This is a genomic window from Pantoea folii, assembly GCF_056678875.1.
This window is the reverse complement of record NZ_JBWXON010000018.1, coordinates 29,368-54,417: the sequence shown is the minus strand read 5'-3', so window position 1 is coordinate 54,417 and position 25,050 is coordinate 29,368. Positions and strand designations below refer to the sequence as shown.

Sequence of the window (25,050 nt, the reverse complement as noted above, 5' to 3'; positions counted from 1 at the left end):
GACTCGTTTGTTACAGCAGTTTCTTGCACGTTGCCAGAAGCTGACGCACATCGTCAATGCGCGTGTCGCCAGTGGCACTGTCGATGATCGAACTATAGACGTGTGGAATCACTTTGCTGACGCCCGCATCGAGCGCAATCTGCACAATGGCTTCGAAATTATTAAGATCGATGCCGCCGGTAGGCTCCAGCCAGAAGTCGTGACGCGCACAAGCTTCGGCAACGGCACGGTACTCATTCACCGCTTTTAAACCGCCCATCGGGAAGTATTTCACCGAACTGCCGCCCATGTCCTGCAGCATGGCGATGGCGCTGTCGATCGGCACAATCGCATCTTCTACCTGCGAGCTGCGCGGTCCGGTGGAGATTTTCACCAGGCCCGGCGTGCCGGTTGGTGAAATCAGGCCGTTAACCACGGTGTGATTCTGACCAAGTAAGGCACGGCTGGTGGCGACACCGGTAAATACCTGGTTAACATGCTGCGGTTGCAGTACCGCTGAGATCTCACTCACCATCGCCGACTGATTCGGATCGCCCGCGCCCAGTCCGACGGACAGCGCGTTGTCGATCAGCGCCGCGTACTCGCGCATATCGGCAATCGCTTCTTCATTGGTGGCGTAGTTTTTTGATAAGACGCCCACCAGCACGTGGCCTTCTGCGGCCTGCCAGATCTCTTTGGCGTTCTGCTTAGAACCAGCCAGCACGTTGAGGCACAGACGGCCCTGATAGAAATTCGGGTTCAGACTCATGCGCGTTTTCCTCCACTGAGTAACGCCTGGATACGGCTAAAGATAATATGCAGCTGATCGGTGCTGACGCTGCGCACATCCGCTTCGATAATGCCTTCGTTGGCTTTGTAGCCACGGAAGTAGATGGCGATGTCGCCGGTTTTCAGCGCCTGCACCAGCTCACCGGTTGGCCATTGAGTGACGGCTTCATCGAACTTGATCTCAGCACGGGCGATATCGCGACCCGCCGCATCCCATACCACGCGTGCAGACACGCCATTGATTGTGTTGAGGTTATCGATAAACGGCGTCATGTTGGCGACCATCTCAGCGCCGGTGGTTTTCGGCTGCACCAGATAGTTTTCAATCGCCTGCGTCAGACCGAGAATCCCCTCTTTACCGACTTTCATCGCGCGGCCAATGCCGTTGCTCTGACGTTTGACCCACTCAACGTACTGGGTGCGGCCAATCACCAGACCGCTGGTCGGCCCTTCGATCGCCTTGGCACCGCTGTAGATCACCAGATCCGCGCCCATCTGGTAGTAGCACTGCAGATCTTCTTCTGCCGCCGCATCCACGATTAACGGGATACCGTGTTTACGCGCGACTACCGCCGCCTGCTCCACACTCAGGTGGCTCTTCTGCACGCAGTGGTGTGATTTGATGTAAAGCAGCGCCGCCGTGGTTGGCGTGATGGCCGCAGCCAGCTGTTCTGGCGAACATTCGTTGCTGTAGCCGGCTTCCACCAGACGTCCGCCGCCCAGCGCCACCATCGCACCCACCGGCGCACCGAAGTTCACGTTATGGCCTTTCGGCACCACGATATCGTGCGGCACGGTCAGCGGCGCGGCATGCAGGTTGTCCAGCAGCCAGTCGTTATCTTTAACGATCACCGCCGCCACGCTCTGTGCGATGCCCGCAGAGGCGCAGGAGACCACCACCGCGCTCTCGACATCCAGCAGTTTAGCGATATACGCGCCAGTTTTATTGACCAGATCTTTGATCTCGAAATAGTGATTCAAACCGTAGCTGACGGTCGCGACCACATCGGCAGAAGGCGTTGAAACACCAAGAATGGTCATACGACCGGAGGCATTGATGACCTGTTTCAGGTCATATTTTTCATAAATCGAAGACATGATTAGCTTTCCCTTCATCAGTCAGATGCCACTTACCCGCGATAACCACGGCCAGCGGCAGCAAATGTTGCTCACCCAAAACCCGTTCGCCTTCAGCATCAACGAACGGGCGGGCTTCCTCTTTGACGGTAAAAATGGTCAGGTCGGCGTCATAACCTTCGGTTAAGCGCCCTTTGCCCGCTAAGCGCAGGCCAGCCGCGGCATTACCGGTGACGCAGTCGATAACCTGCGGCAGCGTCATGCCAATGCTGAAGAATTTCGACATCACATGCGCCAGGCTATGTACCGGGCCGTTGATGCGGTTGCGACAGTAAATGTCCGAGCTAATAGTGTCGGGCAGAATGCCCTGCGCGATGGCCTGACGGGCCACTTCGAAGCTGAAGCTGGCGCTGCCGTGGCCGATATCCAGCTTCACGCCGCGCGCGATGGCATTTTTCACCGCGGCTTTCAGTTCGCCCTGCGGCGACAGAATGCGGTTGGGTTTGCCGTTAAAGCAGTGAGTGATGATGTCACCGGAGGTGAGCAAATCGGCGATCTCTTCCAGCACCGGCGGGTTGTTGCCGATGTGCACCATCAGCGGCAGATTTCCCGCCGCCTGCTGAATGGCTTTGGCGCGAATCAGCGGCTGAATGCCATTTTCACCCACCACGCTGCTGCTCATGCGCGCTTTTAATCCCACGATAAAGTCCGGGCGACGTTTTACCGCCTGCACCACTGCATCACCGTCGATTTGCGCCATATCCGCCAGTTCGTTCTGGGTGATGATGCCGGTGCGTGAGATGTTGATCAGCGCGCGCACTTCAGTGGTGGCGGAACGGGTGAGTTGATAGAAATCGTCGATATGATCCGCGCCGGTGCTGCCTGCATCGACCACCGTCGTGACGCCTTGCGCCACGCCAATCGCATCGGCTTCATCGTGATAAATCGGGGATTTGGGATAGCAGTGCACGTGGCTGTCGATCCAGCCCGCACTGACGTAGTAGCGCCCTGCTAAATCGCGCTCCTGCTGAGCTGAACCGCTGACGTCGCCGACCGCAGCAATCTTGCCGTGCTGGATGGCGATATCCACCAGCTGTTCGTCGCACAAACGCGCGCGGCGCAGAATCAGATCAAACATATTTACTCCTTAACAACCTGCATTCAGCCCGGTGCGCATCAATACGCACCCTACGGAATTTGCATCACATCTGTGTGGGGTCATCAATGCGCCTCCACACAGAATGCACTGTTCAATCGTAGGGTCGCCGTGAAGGGCGACCGTTAAATCGGTGACAGCTTTACAGCGAAACCGGGAACATCGCGCCTAATGCCATCGCGCCGAGAATCGCGCCACCGGTGATCGGTTTGTTCCACAGATAAAACAACAACGCACCCACCAGCGAACCGATGCCAATCGGAATCGATGCCGCCATCGCAGACAGGATAATCAACGGCCCAAGGAAGCGGCCGGAAGCATTACCTGCGCCCATCATCACGTCCGCACCGTAGGTGGAATCGCTCTGATTGATAGTGAACTTACGCGCCAGGATAATCAGATAACCAATCGCTAAACCCACCACCAGGCCCGTGGCCAGTGATGCGGCAAAGTTCGCCACCGGGAACACGATGCCTGCACCGAGCAGCAAAGCCGGAACGCCCAGCCCGACACCGGTTTGAATCGCACCGCCAATATCCAGAATCCCGACCAGCGAACCCTCGATGATGCGGGCAAACAGGAAGCTGGCACCAAACGCCGCCACCGCACCATACACGCCGGTTTCCATGCCGGAACGCAGCATCGAAACAAACGCCACTTCGTTAAATGCACCGATGCCGTACAGGTAGTACATGTGCGTACCGGCAAACACCCCGGCGGACAGCAGGCCAACAAAGATCGGGAAAGACCAGTCGGCGTACCAGAACCCTTTGTTTTCGGTCTCGTTCATGCTCAAGGCTCCTTATTTGCCGCTCAGGCTGTTGTGAATCATGTCCAGCCAGCCAGGAATGCCAAGTTGGAAGGATTGCAGCAGTTTCATGTCGAAACCACGGAAGAAGCCGCTCAGAGCGAACAGCAGCACAATCGCGAACATCATCACTTTGGTGACTTTGTTCCAGCCGCTCTCTTCCACGCCTTTACCAATCAGGATACCCAGCACCAGACCCGGCACGGCATTGCCCATGATCAACTGTGCCAGACCACCGAAGATGGTTGCCCAAAAGCCCGATTTCTTGCCGGCATCAATTGCTGCCAGCCAGAAGATCACTGGCATTACGGTGTTCACCAGCAGGTTGGCCGCCGGCACCAGTACTTTAACCGCCGTAACCTGCAACGCTGCAGGCACCGCAGAAGCCGTACTGTTGAGGAACGCCACCACGATCATGCCGATGATGCCGCAGGCAATCGCCATGCGTTTCGGGTTGTGCAGGGTTTCCGCGACGTTACGATTTTTCACCATCAACGCAGCCGCGCCCCAGTTGGGCAGAATGCGGTGGTCAACGTCCTGTGTGAAGGAGCCTGCCGCCACAGACGATGCCCAGGCGTTAAAGAAGAAGCCAAGACCAAAGGAGAAGTGCGATGCAGGATCGCCTTCACAGGAATTGAGTTCACCCAAGGTACGAAACGCGCCCATACCCTGGGTGGTCGGTGCGTGGAACATGCGCGCTGCGCCCGCACCTACCCCAACGCCAACCAATCCACCAATGATCAACGACTTAAACAAAATGATTAAAAACATGTTGTTGTACCCTTTGTTGTCGTTTTTATTTCGTCGCGATGAAATCCACCTTATCGGTGTCGATCACGGTGACGCTGACGGTAATCTCCAGCTCGACGCTGTAATTCCGTCGTTCGCGCGCCAGAAAGAAGAACAAGAACTTCTCTGTGCGTACGCTCTCCTGCGCGCGCAGCACCCGCACATCTATGGGTTCAATGCGCAACAGAATCTTTTGGCTGGTGCGCAGCACTTGCTGCTGCACCTTGCTCAGTGCATCGGAAAAGGCTTTCGCTTTGCTGTCGCCTTTGCCCTGCACCGTTACCTGCGTCTCGTGTTGCTGTTTCATGCTTAGCTGCCGTGTTTTTTATTCCAGGCCTGCACCAGACGTTCACCCAGCTCTTCTTTATCCATAAAGCCAAAGCCCAGCACGGTGGCGCCTTCGTTAATGGCGGTGACGCCTTCATCAACCGAACGCATACCGTGTTTGGCTTTGTAGCCATATTTGTTCTGTGCAGTGATGGCACCCGCGCCGCCGCTGCCGCAGAAGGAGATACCGAAATCGGCGTTTTCCGCTTTCATCACATCGCCCAGCTTCATATCCGCTGCGACGCCCGGCACCACCACGGCACGACCGCCTGCTTTCTCAATACCGGCTGCGACTTTCTGACCTTTACCCAGACGATCACCAATCACGACTGTTACCATGTTCAATTCCTCTCGATTTATGCTTCGTTGGATTTCGCCACTTCGATATGCACCGATAACAACCAGGCTTCTTTTTTGGGCAGATTGCCAAACAGATCGACCACCTGCTGTGCCAGCGCCATGGTTTCTGGCGAGATATCTTCAAACAGTTCGGCTTCCACTTCCGGCAAGGCTTCTCCCGTGAGGGAACGCGCTGCCATCGCCCGTACATGCGAGGCCAGCATTTGCTGCTGCACGGCATTGGCTTCGATGTGGTGCGCGGCGTAGATCGCCGCAATCTGCTTCAACGTGTTATCCGCCAACGCCTGAATGGCTTCTGGCGTACTCGGTTTCAGCGGGACAGCTTCACTCCTCACCTTGCTACTCCTGTTTACTGCGGATAATTAGAGATAATTCGCGTTAGAAAGAAATTACGCTTTCCGCTTCAGGCTGTGGAGACGCATCTTTTCCACCTCAAAGTGGAAATCCCACGGGCGTGTGTGCGCCAGATCGCACTACGCATGAAGTGTGCGAAACAGGTCACAAAAATGCGGGTTATGCCGGAAATCGATGCGTTTAAACGGAGGGAATGCGAGAGGAGATAAGGCCAGCCACAGGGCTGGCCGGGTTATCAGCGGAATTTCTTATGGTTGGCGTTACGAATATTTTCCAACTTTTTCGCTTCAGTTTTGGCTTCATCGAGCTTGTTGGCTTTGGCCAACTGATCGACGACATCAATCTGCGCAATCAGAGAATCGAGACCAGCATGATAATCCTTAATCTGGGCGCTATCGGCAGCCTGACCTTCCAGTTTTTCCGGCGTGGATTTTTTAGCATCCTCCGCCGCCTGGCGCATCTTGCCGAGCGCGGTTTGCATTTCCTGAGCATCGGAGGTTTTTTTCACCACGCTCAGGCCATCTTTCAGGGTATCCATATCATTCTTCAGGTCAGCGGCGAATACGCTAGCCGAGGAGAACAACAGCGAGAGAGACAACATTGCAATCACATGCTTACGCATAAAAATATCCTTATTTACCCGTCATCCTTCACGTTCCAGGTGCATTGGCTGCGCTCACTGAACTCAGTTACTCATGTAAGCTCCTGAGAATTCATTGACTTGCCACCTTCCTTTAACGCGAATGATTGAGGGTATTATTATTGGCAAAAAAAAAGCAGCCACGTGGGCTGCTTTCATGAAGCGATGTCTTTATTGTCCGGCGATTTTCATCTCCGGCAGCAGCACCGACCCGCATTGTATATTGCTGCGCGTTTCAATGTCGTTACCGAGCGTTACCATATTGAGCCACATATCCTTGAGGTTGCCCGCAATTGTGATCTCACTCACAGGATATTGGATTTCACCGTTCTCAACCCAGAAGCCTGAGGCACCGCGGGAATAGTCACCGGTCATGGCACTCACGCTGGAGCCCATCATTTCGGTGACCACCAGACCACGGCCCATCTGCTTCAGCATATCTTCAAAGCTATGCCCCTGGCCCGCAATGCGCCAGTTGTGAATGCCGCCGGCATGGCCGGTGCTCTGCAGGCCAAGCTTGCGTGCCGAATAGCTGGTCAGCAGCCAGTTTTGCAGCACGCCATCTTTGATGATGTCACGCGCCTGGGTACGCACGCCTTCGCTGTCGAATGGCGTAGACGCCAGCCCTTTCAGCAGGTGCGGCTTCTCTTCAATCGTCAGCCACTCAGGCAAAATCTGTTTGCCGAGTGAATCCAGCAGGAAGGTCGCTTTGCGATAGACGCTACCGCCGCTGATCATGCCGACCAGATGGCCAAACAGACCCGTCGCCACTTCCGGCGCGAAGATCACCGGCGCTTTCATGGTTGGCAGCTTGCGCGGCGCCAGGCGTGACAACACGCGACGTGCGCACTCTTGTCCCACCCAATCCGCAGTTTGCAGATCGTCAATGGAACGGCCGATGGTGTAGGCGTAATCGCGCTCCATGTTGCCATCCTGCTCGGCAATCACACAGCTGGAGAGCGAATGGCGGCTGGAGCAGTAGCTCTGCAACATGCCGTGGCTGTTACCGAACACTTTGATGCCGACGTGGCTGTTGAAGCTGCCGCCTTCGGTATTGGTAATGCGCTTGTCAGCCTGCAGCGATGCCTGTTCGGCCTGTGCAGCCCATTCGATAGCGCGATCGGCGTCGATCTCCCACGGATGGTAAAGATCGAGATCCGGCGCTTCAAACGCCAGCAGATCGGGATCGGCCGGGGCGCCAAAAGGATCAACCGAGGTGTAACGCGCAATGTCGATCGCCGCCTGCACGGTACGTTTGATGGCATCCGGGCTGAGGTCGGTTGAAGAGGCACTGCCTTTGCGATTCTGATGATAGACGGTGATGCCAAGGGCACCATCGCTGTTAAATTCGACGTTTTCCACTTCTCCATAGCGGGTACTGACGCCGATGCCGGTGGTTTTGGTCACCGCGACTTCTGCTCCATCAGTGCTGGCTTTCGCCAGTTCCAGCGCCTGCGCGACAGCCTGTTCTAACACTTTACGTTGTTCTGCAACCTGAGTAGATACGTTCATCGACCTGCCGTCTAATCTTAAGTATGAATTCATTGAGTCTATCAGACTCAGAGAACAATTTCGCAGTCGCCCGATAAACTGGTAGGATTAGCCTCTTTTTTTTAGGGAGCCAAGAGATGACCAAGCAGCCCGATGACTGGCTCGACGATGTGCCAGATAATCAAAACGAAGAAGATGAAGACGAAGAGATTATCTGGGTCAGCAAAAGCGAAATTAAACGCGACGCCGAAGAGCTGAAACGCCTGGGCGCCGAGTTAGTTGATCTGGGGAAAAACTCCCTCGACAAAATTCCACTCGACGATGATCTGCGTGCCGCCATTGAGCTGGCACAGCGTATAAAAAAGGAAGGCCGTCGCCGCCAGTTGCAGCTGATCGGTAAGATGTTGCGCGCGCGCGATGAAGATCCGATTCGTCAGGCACTGGATAAGCTGAAGAACCGCCATAACCAGCAGGTTGCGCTGTTCCATAAACTCGAGCAACTGCGCGATCGCATGATCGAGAAAGGTGATGATGCGATCGCAGAAGTGATTAACCTCTATCCGCAGGCCGATCGCCAGCAGCTGCGCACCATGATCCGTAATGCGCAGAAAGAGAAAGCCGCTAACAAACCACCGAAAGCCACCCGTCAGATCTTCCAGTATCTGCGCGAGCTGGCAGAGGCGTAAGTTTGCCGCGTGCATAAAAAGGGTCGCCAGTGGGCGACCCTTTTTAGTTTGGGCGGTTAACAGAGCGTCATCAAACCCAGTGGCAACCCCGATTAAAGGGTCGCCACGCCATCAACGTCCCAATCTCTCCAGCAGTTTCTGGTGAATGCCACCAAACCCGCCGTTACTCATCACCAGAATGGAATCACCTGGCTGGGCTTCTTTTGCCACCATTTCCACCAGCGTATCGATATCCGCGCTCCACTTCGCCGGCTGGATGCAGGCTTCCGCGACATCAGACACCTGCCATGGAATGTGGTGCGGCTGGAACAGGAACACGTTATCGGCGCGACCCAGAGAGGGGGCCAGCTCGTTTTTGCTCACGCCCATCTTCATGGTGTTGGATCGCGGCTCCAGTACCGCCAGAATACGCGCGGTACCACCGACTTTGCTGCGCAGCGCCGCCAGCGTGGCCAGAATCGCGGTGGGGTGATGGGCAAAATCGTCATACACTTTGATGGCATTCACTTCACCACGCAGCTCAAGACGACGGCGCGCATTGATAAAGCTGCTCAACGCTTCACCGGCATCCACCGGTTTCACCCCGACGTGACGCGCGGCCGCAATCGCCATCAGGCCATTGTGCATGTTGTGCTCGCCGACCAGCGCCCAGTTCACTTCACCGACTTTCTCGCCGTCCAGCCAGATCTCCCAGTGCGAAGAGTCCGGCGTCAGTTTTTTCGCCTGCCAGTTGCCGTTGTCGCCGACGGTTTCCTGCTCGCTCCAGCAGCCCATCGCCATCACTTGCTTAAGATTGTTATCGTGCTCCGGCAGCAGGATTTTGCCCTGGCCCGGCACGATGCGAATCAGATGGTGGAACTGCTTCTGAATCGCGCGCAAGTCATCAAAGATATCGGCGTGATCGAATTCGAGATTGTTAAGGATCAGCGTGCGCGGGCAGTAATGGACAAATTTGGAACGCTTGTCGAAGAACGCGCTGTCGTATTCATCCGCCTCAATCACGAAGAATGGACTTTTTCCTAATTTTGCCGAAACCTCGAAGTTTCCTGGCACCCCACCGATGATAAAGCCCGGTTCAAGGCCACAGGCCTCCAGAATCCACGCTGCCATGCCTGCGGTAGTAGTTTTGCCATGGGTTCCGGCCACGGCCAGGACCCAGCGGTCACGCAGCACGAAATCATGCAGCCACTGCGGGCCAGAGAGGTAAGGAATGTTACGTTCCAGTACCGCTTCCACACACGGATTGCCGCGCGTCATGGCGTTGCCAATGATCACCAGATCCGGCTGCGGATCGAGCTGACTGGCATCATAACCTTCTGTCAATTCAATGCCTTGCTGTTCCAGCAAGGTGCTCATCGGCGGGTAGACATTGGCGTCAGAGCCGGTCACTTCATGCCCTAGCGAACGGGCCAGCATTGCCAGTCCGCCCATGAAAGTGCCACAAATCCCAAGGATGTGAATACGCATAAAGAGATCCATTACTCAAAAGTTCGGCGCACAGTGTAACCCCGAGCAGAGTGGGAAGAAACGGATTAGGACTATGGTTTTTAAAGTTCAATCGGCTAAACTGCGCTCATACGTTGGTAGCGTGTTAAAGCTGCTGCCACTCCATCGTAGATTCAGGGAATGTGTTATGAAAACGTTAGGCGAATTCATCGTCGAGAAGCAACACGACTTTCCACACGCCACAGGTGAACTGACGGCGCTGATTTCCTCCATTAAGCTCGGAGCCAAGATTATCCACCGCGACATCAACAAAGCGGGTCTGGTGGATATCCTCGGTGCCAGCGGCGTGGAAAACGTGCAGGGCGAACAGCAGATGAAGCTGGACCTCTTCGCGAATGAAAAACTGAAAGCTGCCCTGAAAGCGCGTGGTGTGGTTGCCGGTATCGCTTCCGAAGAAGAAGATGAGTTCGTCATCTTTGAAGGCTCAGAAGACGGTAAATACGTGGTGTTGATGGATCCGCTGGACGGCTCTTCCAACATCGACGTGAACGTTTCCGTCGGCACCATCTTCTCCATCTACCACCGCATCAGTGAGCCGGGTACGCCGATCACCGAAGCTGACTTTATGCAGCCGGGCAACAAGCAGGTTGCGGCCGGTTACGTGGTTTACGGTTCTTCCACCATGATGGTTTACACCACCGGTGTGGGCGTGCATGCGTTTACTTACGATCCGTCCCTGGGCGTGTTCTGTCTGAGCCATGAGCGCATGACCTTCCCGGAGAAAGGCTACACCTACTCCATCAACGAAGGTAACTACATTCGCTTCCCGCAGGGCGTGAAGAAATACCTGAAGTTCTGTCAGGAAGAGGATATCGCCACCAAGCGCCCATACACCTCGCGCTACATCGGTTCACTGGTGGCAGACTTCCACCGTAACCTGCTGAAAGGCGGTATTTACCTCTATCCAAGCACCGCCAGCCACCCGAAAGGTAAGCTGCGTCTGCTGTATGAGTGCAACCCGATGGCATTCCTGGCGGAACAAGCCGGTGGTAAAGCCAGCGATGGTGCCAACCGTATCCTCGACATCCAGCCTGAAACCCTGCACCAGCGTTGCCCGTTCTTCTGCGGTAACGATGCGATGGTGGATGACGTTGAGCGCTTTATCCGTGAGTTCCCGGACAGCCACGAATAAGCTGATGTGATTTGAAAAAGCCCGCCAATAATGAGCGGGCTTTTTATTGGGTTATTTTCGCCGCTTTGCTTGCCGATCAATCAATTCACCCTGCGCGGAGTAGTAGCGGCTGGGCCAGATTTCATCGGGTGCAACGCCAATCGCTTCGGCAATCAGCCATTCGCCCTTGGGCCAGGGCCGGATTAAGGCATTGCCCAAAGTGGTCGAACACAACCCCGCTTCACGTGATACGGCGGCTAATGAAGTCCCTCTCTTGCGTAAGGCGGCTATAATATCGGCCTGATGCCAGTCCTGCTTGCTTTCACCCACGTCACTCTCCTTAGTTCTCGTTATAGGTTGCCATAACGATACTACGTTACTCGTAGTATCTGACAAGCAGCAAATCTACGATTCTCGTAGGCATGAAACCGACCTCTTCCCTGCAAAATACCTTCTGTAGACGCCTGAAACAGGTGCGTCTGGTGAAGGGTTTTTCGCAAAAAGGGTTAGGGATTGCCGCTGGCATTGAAGAGTTTTCCGCCAGTGCGCGCATCAATCGTTATGAAGTTGGTGTGCATCAGCCCGATTTACTGACGCTGCAATTGCTGGCGAAAGCGCTGGAGATCCCCGCCGCCTATTTTCTGGCTGAAGATGACCAATTAGCAGACATGATCCTGCGCTTTGCTGAAGAGATAAGTAGCAACGCGCCGTAAGCACGTTGCACCTGTTTTTACGCGGCGACGACGCGGAACTGCGCCATTGATTCCTGCAACTGCTGTGACTGCGCTTCAAGCGACTGCGTGGCGGCGCTGGCTTCTTCCACCAGCGCGGCGTTTTGCTGCGCGGCTTCATCCATTTGCGTCACCGCCTGATTCACCTGCTCAATCCCACGGCTCTGCTCTTCTGAAGCAATCGATATCTCTTTCATCAGTGAGGTCACACGCATCACTTCGCTGGAGATTTCATCCATGGTTTCACCGGCGCGTGTCGCCATGTCGCTGCCCTCTTTAACGCGCGTTTGTGATTCGCTGATCAATTCACGAATCTCTTTAGCGGCGGTCGCACTACGGCCAGCCAGCGTACGCACTTCGTTAGCGACCACGGCAAAGCCTCGGCCCTGCTCGCCTGCACGCGCGGCTTCCACCGAGGCGTTCAGCGCGAGGATATTGGTCTGGAAGGCGATACCATCAATCACGCTGAGGATGTCGCCGATGCGGTTAGAGCTTTGGGTGATCTCCTGCATCTTCTCCATCACGTAACCCACCACCTCTGCGCCACGATCGGCGCTGGTCGACACATTGCTGGCCAGTTGATTGGCCTGCTGAGCGTTACTGGCGTTAAGACGGACGGTGGCGGTCAGCTGCTCCATGCTGGCGGCCGTTTGCTCCAGCGAGGCGGCAGACTCTTCGGTGCGCTGCGACAGATGCACAGTGCCCGCCGCCAGTTCACGGCTGCCCACATCAATCTGCATGCTGGCTTCACGCACCTGACTCACCGAATCACGCAGCGCCAGCTGCATATCGGAAAGGGCCTGATTCAGGCGACCAATTTCATTTTTGCCTGCGGCAGGTAAAGGCTGCGAGAGATCGCCCGCCGCAATCTGTTCCAGATGTAGGATTGCGTTGTCCAGAGGACGCAGCAGCGAGCGACGCAACAACTGCCAGGCCAGTACGATCAGCAGCAGTGTCAGTACCATCACCACGCCAATCATCACCTTCATCCGGACTTCGTTGTCAGCCGCCTGCTTGAGGCGTGCCGCAGAGACTTCATCGGCGTAAATACTAAAATCATTCACCGCCTTCGAATAGTTTGCTGCCAGCTGTGATTGTTTGCCTTCCAGCACCTGATAGTACTCATCGGTATACTGTTTTTTTAAGGCATCCATCATGGGCGTGATGCCTTCTTTATCGTAGACGTTGTAGGTCGCCACAATCGCATCGGCCAGAGTTTTACCATGCGCGGTTACGGTGCCAGCATCGACAAATGCTTTGAGGAACTGGTGAGAACTGTCCACTGCGGCTTGCGCCTGCTGCGTGACTTTGGCGCCGTCATCCAACAGACCAATTTCGATCTTACGAACGGCCAGCGCCGCATTGGCGCGGGCGCGCATTAAATCTGAACGGCTTTGGTAGAGCTTATTGAGTTCAATCCCCTGAATGCGGTTCAGCGCATCCAGAGATTGATTTCCAGCATTAATGGCATAGATGCCCATGGCGCTGACGGCTAACAGCATCACCGTCATGATGGCCAACAACGCAAGTAAAGCGGTACGTATTGATAGTTGTCTGATCATGATCATTCCCGTGTGTATGAAAAGGCAGAACTCCACTGGCCCTAAAACGGAGAGATTATCGGCAGCTGGTCGGAGAAACTTTATCCAATGTTGATGGTCAATCTGCCGACGTTCGCTTACCCTTCAGCTTTTCTGAAGTCCGCTGCGCAAAAATGAAGGAATGAAATGATGAAAAAGTGGCTCCCGATTGCCTGTCTGTTCGCCAGTAGTATGGCTATGGCGCAGACGCATCCGCTCGACCAGCAGCTGCAACAGTGTCTGGACAAGGAATCCAGCACCGCGGGCATGTCTCAGTGCTACGGCAGCGCCAATAAGGCCTGGGATAAAGAGATGAATACGCAGTACAACCAGATGATGAAAAAATTAACTGGCGAACCTAAAGACAAATTACGTGCTGCCCAACGCGCTTGGCTGGCCTATCGCGATAGCTGGATGGATGCCAGCCGCAGCTATTTTATGAGTCGCCAGGGCAGCATGGCAGCCCTTTCCATCGGGGCTCAGGGCGTTAATCTGGTGCGGAATCAGGCTTTAATGTTGCAATCAATGAACAAAGGCAGTTGCGCCAATCCCGATGATTGTTGATAAATGGTGGCGTTAAAAAACGTCAGCGCAGGCACTGACCTGCACATCCATCCATCTTCAGGGAGAAAACATGGCTGCTTATGCCTCTACCATTATTCTGGTCTGCCTCGCCGTCCTGAGCTATTTCGTTCATAACAGTGCCGTTACCATTTCCATTCTGATCCTGCTCGCCATCAAGCTGACACCGCTGTCGCAGTTCTTCCCGTATGTGGAAAAACAGGGCATTCAGATCGGTATTATTATTCTAACTGTCGCAGTGATGGCACCACTGGCAAGTGGGACGCTGCCCGCTTCATCCTTACTGAAGTCATTTGCTAACTGGCAATCGATCGTGGCGATCATTGTCGGGGTGTTTGTTGCCTGGCTGGGCGGGCGCGGCGTCAGTTTTATGAGCGTGCAGCCTTCAGTGATTGGTGGATTGTTAATCGGTACCGTGATTGGCGTGGCGTTTTTCCGTGGTGTGCCGGTCGGACCACTGATTGCTGCAGGGATCGTCTCGCTGTTTGTCACCGCGAAGTAGGCCGTTGGAGCATTCCGAAACGCCAAAAAGGGGGCATACTTTCAGAGTCAGTTGGCTATAATAGCCGTCACTCAACATACGACCAATGAAGGAAAGCCAGATGAATTTGAACCAGGTGCCTGCAGGTAAAGAACTGCCAGAAGATATCTATGTCGTTATCGAGATCCCAGCTAACGCCGATCCGATCAAATATGAAGTGGACAAAGAGTCTGGCGCCCTGTTTGTAGACCGTTTCATGTCTACCGCCATGTTCTATCCGTGCAACTACGGTTACATCAACCACACCCTGTCTCTGGATGGTGATCCGGTTGACGTGCTGGTACCAACCCCGTATCCGCTGGTGCCGGGCTCAGTGATTCGCTGCCGTCCAGTTGGCGTGCTGAAAATGACCGACGAGTCTGGCGAAGATGCCAAACTGGTTGCGGTTCCGCATACCAAACTGAGCAAAGAATACGATCACATCAAAGATGTGAACGACCTGCCAGAACTGCTGAAAGCGCAGATCACCCACTTCTTCGAGCACTACAAAGATCTGGAAAAAGGCAAATGGGTAAAAGTTGACGGCTGGGACAACGCTGAAGCGGCCAAAGCTGAAATCATCTCTTCTTACGAGCGCGCACAGAAGAAATAATCTTCTCTGCCTCGCAAGCATAAAAAAACACCGTCCAATGGACGGTGTTTTTATTTATGCCTCGGGTGCGTCGTCGCGCTTTAGCCAGTCACCGCTCGCAATGCGGGTGCGACCCGCAATCGAACGCTGATAGACATACAGCCAGGCACTGCCGTAAGGCGTCTGGATGAGTTGGCGTTTGTATTCGCCATTCTTGGTGCGCAAGGCATCGAGTTCGCCAAGCGTGCTGGCGTCGATGCGATACACTTCGCAGAAGACGGTTCCCTCATCTTCAACGACGCCCGGGTAGTGACCCAGATTGTAGAGCGCAAACCCTTCAATCTGATGGTCGCCGAGCCATTGCGCATTCGTCATCCAGTGACTGTTTCCCTGTTTGCGCCGTAAACTGCCGTAGACAATTATTCGCATTGCTAAAACTCAAACTGATAGAGCAAATCCAGTGCCTGATCGAGACCGGACACGGCTTCCAAATAGAGTTTGGGCATCAGGCGGTAACGCAAGGTTAACGTCGCCAGTGAATCAAATATGCCAACACCGTATTTTACTTGTAGACCCGGCAGTACATAACCGCTCACCTGCACCTGCTGGCTGTCGCCCACACCGGTGGTATCAAGTGCGAGGTTACTGACGCCGAATGTCTCGCCGATTTTACCCATAACCTGACCACTTTGTGCAACCCCTAACCCCACAAGTGCTGAAGTTAATGCATTACTGTCGCCATCACTGCTGAGTCCCTGACCGCGTAATAAGTAAGAAAGCGCTTCCTGCTGCGACATGGCGGGGTCAGAGAACACCTCGACTTTCGGCTCATCGGCCAGGCCGGTGACGCGAATACCGGCGGTGACATCATCTTCGGTGGCTTCCGGGTTACGTATCGCTTCAAGGTTAACGTACGGCTGATCTGGCGGCCCGGCAAACTGCAACTCGCCTTTACGCACAATCAGATCCTGCCCGTAAGCGTGGAAGCGGCCATCAGGAATATTGATCTGTCCGTTTAAGCCCAGACCGGTTTTATCTTGCACCAGTTTAAGATCGCCATTCAGCTTGGCTTTCAGACCAAAGGCTGACAGCCGCACATCGTTACCGACATGGATCACCAGGTTGCTATTGATCGGGATCGCAGCAGTTTTTGGCTGGATCGGTTTGAGATTCTGATCCAGCATCACTTCATCCGAGGAGACGCCCGTCGCACTTTCCGGCACTTCCTGCACCGTGATGCGCGCCCACGGAATATCCACTTTGCCATCCAGATTGAAGGCGGCTGGCGTGGCTTCAAACACCAGGTCCGGCGAAACATCCATACGCACCATCGGTGGCACGGTGACACGAATACGGTTGCCCTGCGCGGTGATGCGCGCACGCCAGTTATCCAGCTGGCTCCAGTCGGCATTGCCGCCCAGATTGAGGTTGCCCTGCGTCGTCTGTAACAGGCCGTTAAGCGTCGAACTCATGCCATTGAACACCATGTTCAGATTGGCGGAGGTGAGTGTGACCGGCATAAAGCTGGCCTGCACGTTGACATCGCTCAACCCCAACTGGCCAAACACCTGCGGCTGTTGCAGTGTGCCGCCCAGACGCAAGTTGCTGTTGAGGTTGCCTTTAATCTTTTCACCCTGCATCAACGCCGGATTGAACATCGCCAGCGACAGATTGCTGATACCAATATTACCTGACAGCTGGCGACGGGTTTGCGGATCGGCAATCTGCACATTACCGCTCAGCTGGCCGTTGTTGACGATGTGAATCAGCCAATCGAGTTGGGCACGACCGTTGCGCATTGCGGCATTCAGATTAAGCGTGTCAAAGGCGATCGGCAGCGTGTTGCCCTGCACGTCTTGTTCGACTTTCACGCCGTTACCTTTCAGCGAGACCGTACCGGTTGGCAGCGCGCCGTCGGCGGTCCAGTTCACACGCGCATCCCCACTGAATACGCCATTAAGCTTGGTGGCATCCGTGAGGAAAGGTTTGATCATCGCCAGATCAAAACGGTTCAGCACCACATGAGCATGACCGCTGGCCCCGGCTTCAATCGGCTCGGGTACGCACAGTTGCGCGTTCGGGTTCTGCCAGCAGTGTGGACCGATGGTGGCGGTCTGCTTAGTGTTGAGGTAATCAATCGCCATCGCACGCGTCAGACGCCATTCGCCGACCGGGGTATCAAAGTGCGTGTTGTTGAGATTGCCCTGCCAGCGTTCGGTTTTGCGATCAAAGCTGCCGTTGAGCGTTAACTGGCCAGAGACCGGTTCGCCCTCGACGTTCAGTTTGAGCTGATGCTGCTTCTCGTTGCCGTCAGCGTTCAGCGTCAACAGATTGATCTTCAGCGCATCCTGTTGCAGTTGTTCGACGCGCAACTGCAGCTTGCCGGCGATCTGATCGCTGGATTTCACATCACCTTCCAGCGCCACACGACGAATCTGCAGCTGCTGCCAGCGCAAGCCGGTTGCCGTGAGATCGGCCAGTAGCTGCGGTGCCTGCAAGGTGCCGCGTGCTTTTACCGTGCCTTTCGCCACGCCGCCGAGTCCCGGCAGTGCGTTATCCAGATGCGGCGCATCAATATTGGCATCCAGGTTGAGCGTGTCGCCCAGTTCACCTTTCACGTCCAGATGGTTGCGGCCCAGCGCGATATTAATGCTCGGGATTTTCCACTGGTTATAGCTGTTGCCGGTAAGTGAGCCATTGGCGCTGACGGCGTTCTGCTTCACGTTCCCTTTCAGCTCCAGCTGCGGCACGCTGAATTGCCAGCTTCCGCCGTACAGGCTGCCACGCGTGGCGATTTTGCCGTCGAGTTTGGCAGGCCAGTCCGGGTACTGTTTGGCGGTGTTGATGCCGGATAGCGTCAGTTCGCTGCGCCAGCTGATGGCTTTGCTCCAGTCCACCAGCGCGGTTAAATCAACGTTACCCTGCAGTGCCGCCACGCGCAGCTTGTCCAGACTGAACTGCTGCACGTTGCCTTTGCCATCAAGCGCAATGGTCGCCGGCGGCACGGCTTCGCCTTTCACAGCGGTGCGCAGTGACATCACATAATCAGTGGCTTTGCCTTTGAACTGATAATCGAGGTTATCCGCCTGATACTGCACCGGGCCGGTAAGCGGCCAGCGCAACTCCGGGCTGGTGAGTTTCAGTGACAGTGGCAGACCCGCCACCGCCGGTTGCGCAGCGGCATCCAGCTGTGCGCGGACCGGGCCAGAGAGATTCAGCCCCAACTTAAGCTCTTCACGCATCGCACCGCTGAGGTTCATTTTGATCTTCTCGCCCTTGATCGGATCGAGATTTAACGATCCGCTGAGCGCGAAATTCACTGGCCAGTTATCCGCCAATTGCGCATCACCGCTCGCATTCACCTGCCCTTGCGGTGAATCGATGTCAAAGGTTTCTAACTGAAGATGGCGGTCAGCGGTTTTGGCTTTCAGCAACAGACGGGTAATCGACACATCGGTATCGCCGGTCAGGCGCAGCTGTTCGCCGAGCAGCTCCTGAACGGTAATATCCAGCGGCAGCTGGAAGTCAGGCAGTTCGGGTAACAGCGGTTTGGCAAACATCTCTTGCAGCGTTTCACCCAAGGGTTTCTCATCCGGCTGCGGCTGTTGCACTTTCGGCTGCACCACTTGCTCATCAACCACTTTCGCCGCCTTCGGCAGCGCTATCAGCAGGCTTTGAATATGCGTTGGGGTTAACGTCAGCGCGCGACCCTGCCAGTTGAGGCCGGTGGTGAAGTCCAGCAGCGAGATGGACGTGTCATCCACTTTGACGTTGATGTTGTGCAGCCCGACCTTGCTGAGCGTTATCGGATACGGTGTGGTCAGGTTGGTGCTACCGCTCTCTTCCTGCGGCGGTGGTGCAGCGGCCGGGGCCATTTTCTTGCTATCGACCACCACGCTGACATCCTGCAAGCCGATGTCATTCACGCACACCGACGAGTGCAGCAGGCAGTTCAGGTTGAGCGCCAAATGGAAGCGTCCAGCATCCACGCTGACGCCCGGCATCTCATACTTCACACCACTCAGCGTCAGATCGCGCCAGCCACCTTCGACTTTGTTGATCGATAAACCGGGCACCCAGCGATCGGCACCTTTCAGCACCAGATGCAATCCGGGTGTGGTGCCAATCAGAAATGCCACGCTGCCAAACAGCACCACCAGAAAAATACCGAATCCAATCAGGACCTTTTTCCACAGCTTCATAGTTCAGGCCCCAGTCCTACATAGAATTGCAAACCATGTTCCTTGTCATCGCCAATCGGCCGTGCGATATCAAATTTGATTGGCCCGACCGGAGAAGCCCAGCGCACGCCAATACCAGCACCGGTTTTAAAATCACTCTGTTTGATGTCGTTTACCGCTTCACCGGAATCGACAAACACCGCGCCCCACCACTTGCCGGTCACGTTGTATTGATACTCCAGCGAGCCGGTGGCCATTTTGGAGGCACCGGTCAGCTTGCCGTCACTGTCGCGCGGCGAGACATCTTTGTATTTGTAGCCGCGAATACTGCGGTCGCCCCCGGCGAAGAAGCGCAGATCCGGCGGAACTTTGTCGAAGTCGTTGGTCTCGATCCAGCCCAGGTTACCGCGTACCACAAAGCGATTTTTCTCGCCCAGCATACGGATCCAGACGTTTTGCGCCTGCAGGATCAGGAAGTCGACATCCGATCCCCAGGTGGTATCGGAGACATCGACGGAATAACGCTGCGAATCGCCCCAGGTCGGCATCAAGCCACCGCGTGAACGCGTGCGGCTCAAACTCACGCCCGGATAGAGCAGCATGGTGGTGTTGGTGACACTGCCTTGGGTGAAGTGATCGAGACTCCACTTCAGGTTAACCGCGCGCTGCCAGCCAGAGCTGCTGTCCCAGTTACGCGACACGCCCAGCGTGGTGGTATCGGCTTTGGTGTCGTTGAGATCGGTACGCTTCAAACCACCGGAGAAGGTGTAATACTGCTCCAGCGGGCTTTTCAGCAAGGGCACTTTATAGCTGAGATCGAGCTGTTGTTCAGGTGCGGAAATATAGGAGCTGGCAGTGAGGCTATGACCGCTGCTATTGATCCACGGCTTTTTCCACGTGCCTTTCAGGCGCGGGCCGACATCGGTGGAATAGCCGACACCGGCTTCGATGGTGTTTTCAACGCGTGGCGAAACGGCAGCATTCAGCGGCAGCACTTTGGTCTGGCGACCTTTGTCGAATTCCGGGGCAACGACCACCGAGTTAAACCAGCCCGTGGCTGACAAGCGGCGGTTTAATTCCGCCAGATCGCGCGAGCTGTAAGGGTCGCCCTTTTTGAACGGCACCAGATTACGCAGATAGGCTTCGTTGATTTGCGAGCCCTGGAAGCTGACATCGCCAAAACGGTAGCGCGGGCCACTGTCGTAATCGATATCCCAGAATGCTTCACGTCTTTCGACCGAAACGCCAAGCTGGCTTTGCTTAAAGTCACCGTCGAAGTAACCATTACGCAGTGCCAGGCTGGAGAAGCCATTTTTAAATTTGTCGTATTCGCCGTGATTGAGCTGGGTGCCGACTTTCGGCGTGCCCTGCTTCACCCAGGCTTTATAATCATCATCATTTTTCGCCGCACCTTCGACCACGATGTGGCTGCCACCGATTTTCACCGGTTCGCCCGGCTTAACGTGGGCGATAAGCACCGGTCGACCGCCCTGCGGCGGCGCGGGACGTGATTCGAAATCGATTTCAGGTTCGTAATAACCGAGTGCCCGCAAGCCTTCTTTAATCGCCTGCGAGACACGCGCCTGGAAGCGCCCATCACTCGACACTTCGTCAGTTCCAATGGTGGACAAGCGCGCCCTGACGTTCTTCTGTAAATCCCCGGTTAGCCCTTCCACCTGCAAGCGCACTTTCGCTGCCTCAACGGCAGGTGCAGCAAGCAACAGGCTGGCCAAACAATAAATATGCAATCGCGGCACGCGTACTCCTGTTAATAATGCCTGCCCCTTATTCCGCAGGGGCGTTATTTCTCATCGGAGGCTATCACCACCACTCGCTTACCCATCAGCATAGCCGCTCTTTTCGGCGGATGGCTGAGGAAAAATGGTCACTAAGCCAAATCATTTCCTATTGTCGGTAAATGGAGGTGGCGATACAACACCGAAGCCGCACTTCTGCGACTGATGGGAGTGCACTCGGATTATTCCGGCCTCCTTGTGCGCGCCTCTGGCGGCGGCATAAGCGCTGCTGCTATAATCAGCACCCAGCAGGCATGACCTGCTTTCCTTTCTGCCCCGACGTTAACGTTCCTTGTCGAAATGGCGCAGACATTTTTGGCACGGATAGCCCTGTATGACAGGCGAATACTGGATGTTCTCCTGCGCTGCCCAGGCCAAAAATGACAAGTGATTAACCCAACGGATCTTTTATGCTCGATAGCTTACTTGTCATTCTTTTACTGATTGTGATCAGTTCATTCTTTTCTCTTTCTGAGATCTCGCTGGCGGCTGCCCGTAAGATCAAACTTAAACTGCTGGCCGATGAAGGCAACATCAATGCGCAGCGCGTGCTGAAAATGCAGGAACAGCCTGGCATGTTCTTCACCGTGGTGCAGATTGGCCTCAATGCCGTGGCCATCCTCGGTGGTATTGTCGGCGATGCCGCGTTTTCCCCCGCCTTCAGCAGTTTATTTAGCCGCTTTATGGCCCCTGAACTGGCCGATCAGCTCAGCTTTATCTGTTCCTTCACTGTGGTCACCAGCCTGTTTATTTTGTTTGCCGATTTAACGCCGAAGCGTGTGGGGATGATCGCGCCGGAAGCGGTGGCGCTGCGCATCATCAATCCGATGCGCTTCTGCTTGCTGGTGATGCGTCCACTGGTGTGGCTGTTTAACGGGCTGGCCAACGTGTTTTTCCGCATCTTCAAGCTGCCGATGGTGCGTAAAGACGACATCACCTCCGACGATATTTACGCGGTGGTGGAAGCCGGTGCACTGGCTGGGGTGCTGCGTAAACAGGAACACGAACTGATCGAAAATGTGTTTGAGCTGGAATCGCGTACCGTGCCGTCTTCGATGACGTCACGCGAGAACGTAGTGTGGTTTGATCTGCACGAAGATGAAAACAGCCTCAAAACCAAAATCGCCCAGCATCCGCACTCTAAATTCCTGGTATGTGATGGCGACATCGATCATATCGTCGGTTATGTCGATTCCAAAGAGCTGCTGCTGCGCGTGCTGGGCAATCAGAGCCTGACCCTGAGCAGCGGCGTGCAGATTCGCTCTGCGCTGATTGTGCCGGACACATTAACGCTCTCTGAAGCGCTGGAAAGCTTTAAAACTGCTGGCGAAGACTTCGCGGTAATCATGAACGAATACGCGCTGGTGGTGGGGATCATTACCCTCAACGACGTGATGACCACGCTGATGGGTGATTTGGTCGGCCAGGGCCAGGAAGAGCAGATTGTGGCGCGTGATGAGAACTCATGGCTGGTTGAAGGCGGCACACCGATTGATGACGTGATGCGCGTGCTGGATATCGATGATTTCCCACAGTCCGGCAATTATGAAACCATTGGTGGTTTTATGATGTACATGCTGCGCAAAATCCCGAAACGCACCGATTTCGTCAAGTTCTCAGGTTACAAGTTTGAAGTGGTAGATATCGACAGTTATCGCATCGATCAGCTGCTGGTGACGCGTATTGACGATCGTCCACCGGTGCTGAGTGTGACGAAGAGCGCCACTGATGAGCTGGAGTCGCCATAGTACCGGGCGGCAGAAAAAAACAAGGCGCGATTTCTCGCGCCGCTACTGAGGGCGCCTGATTATATGGCGCCCTTTCTTTTTACTGCTTAGTTGTACTCGGCTTGCAAACGCAGGACCTGGCGGTTGATCTCGGACATCACGCTAAGGTGCTGTTTATCTTTGACGCGGGGCAACATCACTTTGCCTTTATCGAACTCAAACGCGCCAACATCCTTGATATACAACCTTCCTTTAAAAAGCGTTTTTACGTATTTCGCAATTTGCAGCGGATTATAGCGCTGGAAGATTTTCATACTGTCTAACTCCTGAACAGATGTACTACGCTTCGTCGTTGCCAAATCCGGTACGAACCCATGAAGCGCAAATGAGGCATTACTATAGAACACCAATCGTTACGTATGTTCCGAAAAGGTGAATTTTTTACTGAATTGACACATTATTACAGAACACTCTGTTATGCCGTTCACAAAACCCAGTATAAACCTTCACTCATTAAGGAATTGTGGCGTGGGTTGCAAAGCTGTTAACTCATCGCGACAGGCGCATCATCCACACCTAATATTGCAAAAACATGAATAACTGGTCGGATCACTAAGGAGTATCACCATGCGTTTGGCACACTCTGTGTTAGCCCTGGCACTGCTGGTTCCCAGCCTTGTCTCAGCCCATGCTTTTGAGATCGGCGATCGTGTTCCGCCAGTGGGCGTGAGCGACAGAGGCGAACTGCTTTATCAACAAGATAAGTTTAGCTACCAACCGTGGAATAGCGCGCAGCTGAGTGGAAAAGTGCGTGTCATCTTACATATTGCCGGGCGTTCTTCGGCCAAAGAACAGAATGCCGCGCTGATTGAAGCGATCAAAGCGGCGAAATTCCCGCATGACCGCTACCAGACTACCACCATTGTGAACACCGACGATGCGATTCCCGGCACGGGGATGTTTGTGCGCAGCAGTATTGAGAGCAACAAGCAGCAATATCCGTGGTCGCAGTTCATTGTCGACAGCAATGGCAACGTGCGTAAGATCTGGCAGTTGGAGAAAGGGGGTTCGGCAATTGTGGTGCTGGATAAGACCGGGCATGTGCGATATGCCAAAGAGGGTGCACTTACGCAGGATGAAGTGCAGCAGGCGATGAAACTCATCCGTGAGCTGTTGCAGTAAAAACGGAGGTCGCCATTAATGGCGACCCTGTGTTGCCCAGCCTGTCTTCTGTATTCATCCCGGTATGAATAGCGAAAACACAGGCTGCTTTCGCAAGGTGCGCGTCAGGAACTAAAAAAGCGAGACGCGGAAACCCGGATTCAGGAAGGATTCGCGCGGTGTGTAGTCGAGGGTTTTGCCCTGCCAGTCATGCACGTGGGCTCCCGCCGCAATCGCCACCGCGTGACCTGCTCCGGTATCCCAAATGTTGGTTGGCCCGAAACGTGGATAGAGCTGCGCTTTACCTTCCGCCACCAGACAGAATTTCAATGAAGAGCCAATTGCCGTGGTTTGATGTTCGCCTAACTGTGTCAGATACTCTTTCAGCTCTTCATCTTTATCCGCATGCGAGCGGCTGACAACCACCAGCAGTGGACGCGCCTCGCGCACCTGAATTTGCGTCTTATGGCCGCCCTCTTCTTTCCAGGCTTTGCCTTCTGCTGCCGAATACATCACACCCAACGCGGGCGCATAGACCACACCTAACACCGGCTTGCCGTTTTCAATCAGGGCAATATTGACGGTGAATTCACCGTTGCGCTTGATGAACTCTTTGGTGCCATCCAGCGGATCAACCAGCCAATATTTTTTCCAGTTCTGACGCACCGCCCAGCTCGGCGGATCTTCCTCTGATAACACCGGCACGTCTGGAGATAGCGCGGCCAACCCTTCAACGATGACTTTGTGCGCCGCGAGATCGGCAGCCGTGACCGGGGAATCATCTGACTTGCGCGTCACATCCATCGGCTGCTCACCCGCATAGACATGCATAATAGCATCGCCTGCTTCACGCGCCAGTTGGCTAATTTTATCTAACATTCTTCACCTCTTTTCCGCTGATTCTGCCTGTCAGACATCAACAGCTCACCTCTACACATTTTAGCAGTTGTGTTCCCATGCTTTGCGGCTGAACTGTCTGAAACGGCAATCTATATGATTATCAATACCATAGTTCATAGATGACGGCTATGGCGCGATGCTGATTCCCTTTCTAGCGGACAGCGAAGCCTGCTGATGCGTGAAAGTCTGAGACACATCACAAATTGA

At 54.7% G+C, this 25,050-nt stretch carries 26 protein-coding genes; 8 read left to right on the top strand and 18 right to left on the bottom strand.

Annotation, left to right across the window (positions count from 1 at the left end; translation table 11 throughout):
- Window positions 1-10: 10 nt before the first annotated feature.
- The 10 genes from dagF to pmbA all read right to left on the bottom strand — a co-directional run bounded on the left by dagF (window position 11) and on the right by pmbA (window position 7,791).
- Window positions 11-748, bottom strand: coding sequence for a 2-dehydro-3-deoxy-phosphogluconate aldolase (gene dagF, locus AC1MDE_RS19430; protein ID WP_034829218.1), 738 nt, complete (start codon window positions 746-748; stop codon window positions 11-13).
- Window positions 745-1,866, bottom strand: a complete 1,122-nt coding sequence (locus tag AC1MDE_RS19425) for a DgaE family pyridoxal phosphate-dependent ammonia lyase (RefSeq protein WP_058959537.1) — start codon at window positions 1,864-1,866, stop codon at window positions 745-747. The genes dagF and AC1MDE_RS19425 overlap by 4 nt, the downstream gene beginning before the upstream one ends.
- On the bottom strand, window positions 1,850-2,983 hold the full coding sequence (locus AC1MDE_RS19420) for an amidohydrolase/deacetylase family metallohydrolase (RefSeq protein WP_058959538.1): 1,134 nt from the start codon (window positions 2,981-2,983) through the stop codon (window positions 1,850-1,852). The genes AC1MDE_RS19425 and AC1MDE_RS19420 overlap by 17 nt, the downstream gene beginning before the upstream one ends.
- Window positions 2,984-3,143: 160 nt before the next feature.
- Window positions 3,144-3,791: a DUF4310 family protein gene (locus tag AC1MDE_RS19415; protein WP_034829224.1), complete on the bottom strand. Its 648-nt coding sequence runs from the start codon at window positions 3,789-3,791 to the stop codon at window positions 3,144-3,146.
- 12 nt (window positions 3,792-3,803) lie between these two features.
- On the bottom strand, window positions 3,804-4,580 hold the full coding sequence (locus tag AC1MDE_RS19410; protein ID WP_034829226.1) for a DUF4311 domain-containing protein: 777 nt from the start codon (window positions 4,578-4,580) through the stop codon (window positions 3,804-3,806).
- Window positions 4,581-4,605: 25 nt separating this feature from the next.
- Entirely contained in the window at window positions 4,606-4,905 is a 300-nt protein-coding gene (locus AC1MDE_RS19405; RefSeq protein WP_479402285.1) for a DUF4312 family protein, read from the bottom strand.
- A 2-nt stretch (window positions 4,906-4,907) separates the two neighbouring features.
- A complete protein-coding gene (locus AC1MDE_RS19400) occupies window positions 4,908-5,264 on the bottom strand; it encodes an SFCGS family glycine-rich protein (RefSeq protein ID WP_010256477.1) in 357 nt (118 codons plus the stop codon).
- Window positions 5,265-5,281: 17 nt separating this feature from the next.
- Window positions 5,282-5,620 (bottom strand): glycine dehydrogenase, encoded by a 339-nt coding sequence (locus AC1MDE_RS19395; RefSeq protein ID WP_480344995.1) that lies wholly within the window; start codon window positions 5,618-5,620, stop codon window positions 5,282-5,284.
- A gap of 254 nt (window positions 5,621-5,874) precedes the next feature.
- Entirely contained in the window at window positions 5,875-6,261 is a 387-nt protein-coding gene (gene cybC, locus AC1MDE_RS19390; RefSeq protein WP_058959540.1) for a cytochrome b562, read from the bottom strand.
- Between the two features lie 189 nt (window positions 6,262-6,450).
- Window positions 6,451-7,791 carry a metalloprotease PmbA gene (pmbA, locus tag AC1MDE_RS19385; RefSeq protein WP_045816560.1) on the bottom strand — a complete coding sequence of 447 codons (1,341 nt, stop codon included), beginning with the start codon at window positions 7,789-7,791 and terminating at the stop codon, window positions 6,451-6,453.
- Window positions 7,792-7,907: 116 nt separating this feature from the next.
- Here pmbA and yjgA point away from each other — a divergent pair, with 116 nt between their 5' ends.
- A complete protein-coding gene (gene yjgA / locus AC1MDE_RS19380) occupies window positions 7,908-8,456 on the top strand; it encodes a ribosome biogenesis factor YjgA (protein ID WP_034829237.1) in 549 nt (182 codons plus the stop codon).
- A gap of 111 nt (window positions 8,457-8,567) precedes the next feature.
- Here the strand turns inward: yjgA and mpl are convergent, their stop codons facing one another.
- Entirely contained in the window at window positions 8,568-9,923 is a 1,356-nt protein-coding gene (gene mpl / locus AC1MDE_RS19375) for a UDP-N-acetylmuramate:L-alanyl-gamma-D-glutamyl-meso-diaminopimelate ligase (RefSeq protein ID WP_480344994.1), read from the bottom strand.
- 166 nt (window positions 9,924-10,089) lie between these two features.
- Here mpl and fbp point away from each other — a divergent pair, with 166 nt between their 5' ends.
- Window positions 10,090-11,094: a class 1 fructose-bisphosphatase gene (gene fbp, locus AC1MDE_RS19370; RefSeq protein ID WP_058959541.1), complete on the top strand. Its 1,005-nt coding sequence runs from the start codon at window positions 10,090-10,092 to the stop codon at window positions 11,092-11,094.
- Window positions 11,095-11,145: 51 nt separating this feature from the next.
- Here the strand turns inward: fbp and AC1MDE_RS19365 are convergent, their stop codons facing one another.
- Window positions 11,146-11,403, bottom strand: coding sequence for a helix-turn-helix domain-containing protein (locus AC1MDE_RS19365; protein ID WP_058959542.1), 258 nt, complete (start codon window positions 11,401-11,403; stop codon window positions 11,146-11,148).
- Between the two features lie 92 nt (window positions 11,404-11,495).
- Here AC1MDE_RS19365 and AC1MDE_RS19360 point away from each other — a divergent pair, with 92 nt between their 5' ends.
- Entirely contained in the window at window positions 11,496-11,786 is a 291-nt protein-coding gene (locus AC1MDE_RS19360) for a helix-turn-helix domain-containing protein (RefSeq protein ID WP_058959543.1), read from the top strand.
- A 17-nt stretch (window positions 11,787-11,803) separates the two neighbouring features.
- Here AC1MDE_RS19360 and AC1MDE_RS19355 read toward each other — a convergent pair whose 3' ends face one another.
- The gene (locus AC1MDE_RS19355; protein ID WP_058959570.1) at window positions 11,804-13,363 is read right to left on the bottom strand and encodes a methyl-accepting chemotaxis protein; all 1,560 of its coding nucleotides are present in this window, start codon (window positions 13,361-13,363) and stop codon (window positions 11,804-11,806) included.
- Window positions 13,364-13,534: 171 nt separating this feature from the next.
- Here AC1MDE_RS19355 and AC1MDE_RS19350 point away from each other — a divergent pair, with 171 nt between their 5' ends.
- The 3 genes from AC1MDE_RS19350 to ppa all read left to right on the top strand — a co-directional run bounded on the left by AC1MDE_RS19350 (window position 13,535) and on the right by ppa (window position 15,099).
- Entirely contained in the window at window positions 13,535-13,948 is a 414-nt protein-coding gene (locus AC1MDE_RS19350) for a lysozyme inhibitor LprI family protein (protein ID WP_058959544.1), read from the top strand.
- Between the two features lie 70 nt (window positions 13,949-14,018).
- A complete protein-coding gene (locus tag AC1MDE_RS19345) occupies window positions 14,019-14,468 on the top strand; it encodes a DUF441 domain-containing protein (protein ID WP_038644476.1) in 450 nt (149 codons plus the stop codon).
- A gap of 100 nt (window positions 14,469-14,568) precedes the next feature.
- Window positions 14,569-15,099, top strand: coding sequence for an inorganic diphosphatase (ppa, locus tag AC1MDE_RS19340; RefSeq protein ID WP_480344993.1), 531 nt, complete (start codon window positions 14,569-14,571; stop codon window positions 15,097-15,099).
- Between the two features lie 54 nt (window positions 15,100-15,153).
- Here the strand turns inward: ppa and AC1MDE_RS19335 are convergent, their stop codons facing one another.
- From AC1MDE_RS19335 to tamA, 3 genes are read right to left on the bottom strand one after another with little or no spacing between them, the layout of a single operon-like run.
- Window positions 15,154-15,507 carry a gamma-glutamylcyclotransferase family protein gene (locus AC1MDE_RS19335; protein WP_034829253.1) on the bottom strand — a complete coding sequence of 118 codons (354 nt, stop codon included), beginning with the start codon at window positions 15,505-15,507 and terminating at the stop codon, window positions 15,154-15,156.
- Window positions 15,508-15,509: 2 nt separating this feature from the next.
- Window positions 15,510-19,280, bottom strand: a complete 3,771-nt coding sequence (tamB, locus tag AC1MDE_RS19330; RefSeq protein ID WP_480344992.1) for an autotransporter assembly complex protein TamB — start codon at window positions 19,278-19,280, stop codon at window positions 15,510-15,512.
- Window positions 19,277-21,016: an autotransporter assembly complex protein TamA gene (tamA, locus tag AC1MDE_RS19325; protein WP_480344991.1), complete on the bottom strand. Its 1,740-nt coding sequence runs from the start codon at window positions 21,014-21,016 to the stop codon at window positions 19,277-19,279. Before tamA ends, tamB begins: the two co-directional genes overlap by 4 nt.
- A gap of 449 nt (window positions 21,017-21,465) precedes the next feature.
- Between tamA and paeA the strand changes: the two genes are divergently transcribed.
- Window positions 21,466-22,803 (top strand): polyamine export protein PaeA, encoded by a 1,338-nt coding sequence (paeA, locus tag AC1MDE_RS19320; protein ID WP_034829259.1) that lies wholly within the window; start codon window positions 21,466-21,468, stop codon window positions 22,801-22,803.
- A gap of 86 nt (window positions 22,804-22,889) precedes the next feature.
- On the opposite strand, the gene AC1MDE_RS19315 is transcribed toward paeA, so the two are convergent.
- Window positions 22,890-23,096: a DUF1107 domain-containing protein gene (locus AC1MDE_RS19315; protein WP_031280153.1), complete on the bottom strand. Its 207-nt coding sequence runs from the start codon at window positions 23,094-23,096 to the stop codon at window positions 22,890-22,892.
- A gap of 313 nt (window positions 23,097-23,409) precedes the next feature.
- Here AC1MDE_RS19315 and AC1MDE_RS19310 point away from each other — a divergent pair, with 313 nt between their 5' ends.
- Window positions 23,410-23,964, top strand: coding sequence for a YtfJ family protein (locus tag AC1MDE_RS19310; protein WP_479414304.1), 555 nt, complete (start codon window positions 23,410-23,412; stop codon window positions 23,962-23,964).
- A 111-nt stretch (window positions 23,965-24,075) separates the two neighbouring features.
- On the opposite strand, the gene cysQ is transcribed toward AC1MDE_RS19310, so the two are convergent.
- Window positions 24,076-24,822 carry a 3'(2'),5'-bisphosphate nucleotidase CysQ gene (gene cysQ, locus AC1MDE_RS19305; protein ID WP_034829301.1) on the bottom strand — a complete coding sequence of 249 codons (747 nt, stop codon included), beginning with the start codon at window positions 24,820-24,822 and terminating at the stop codon, window positions 24,076-24,078.
- Between the last annotated feature and the right edge of the window lie 228 nt (window positions 24,823-25,050).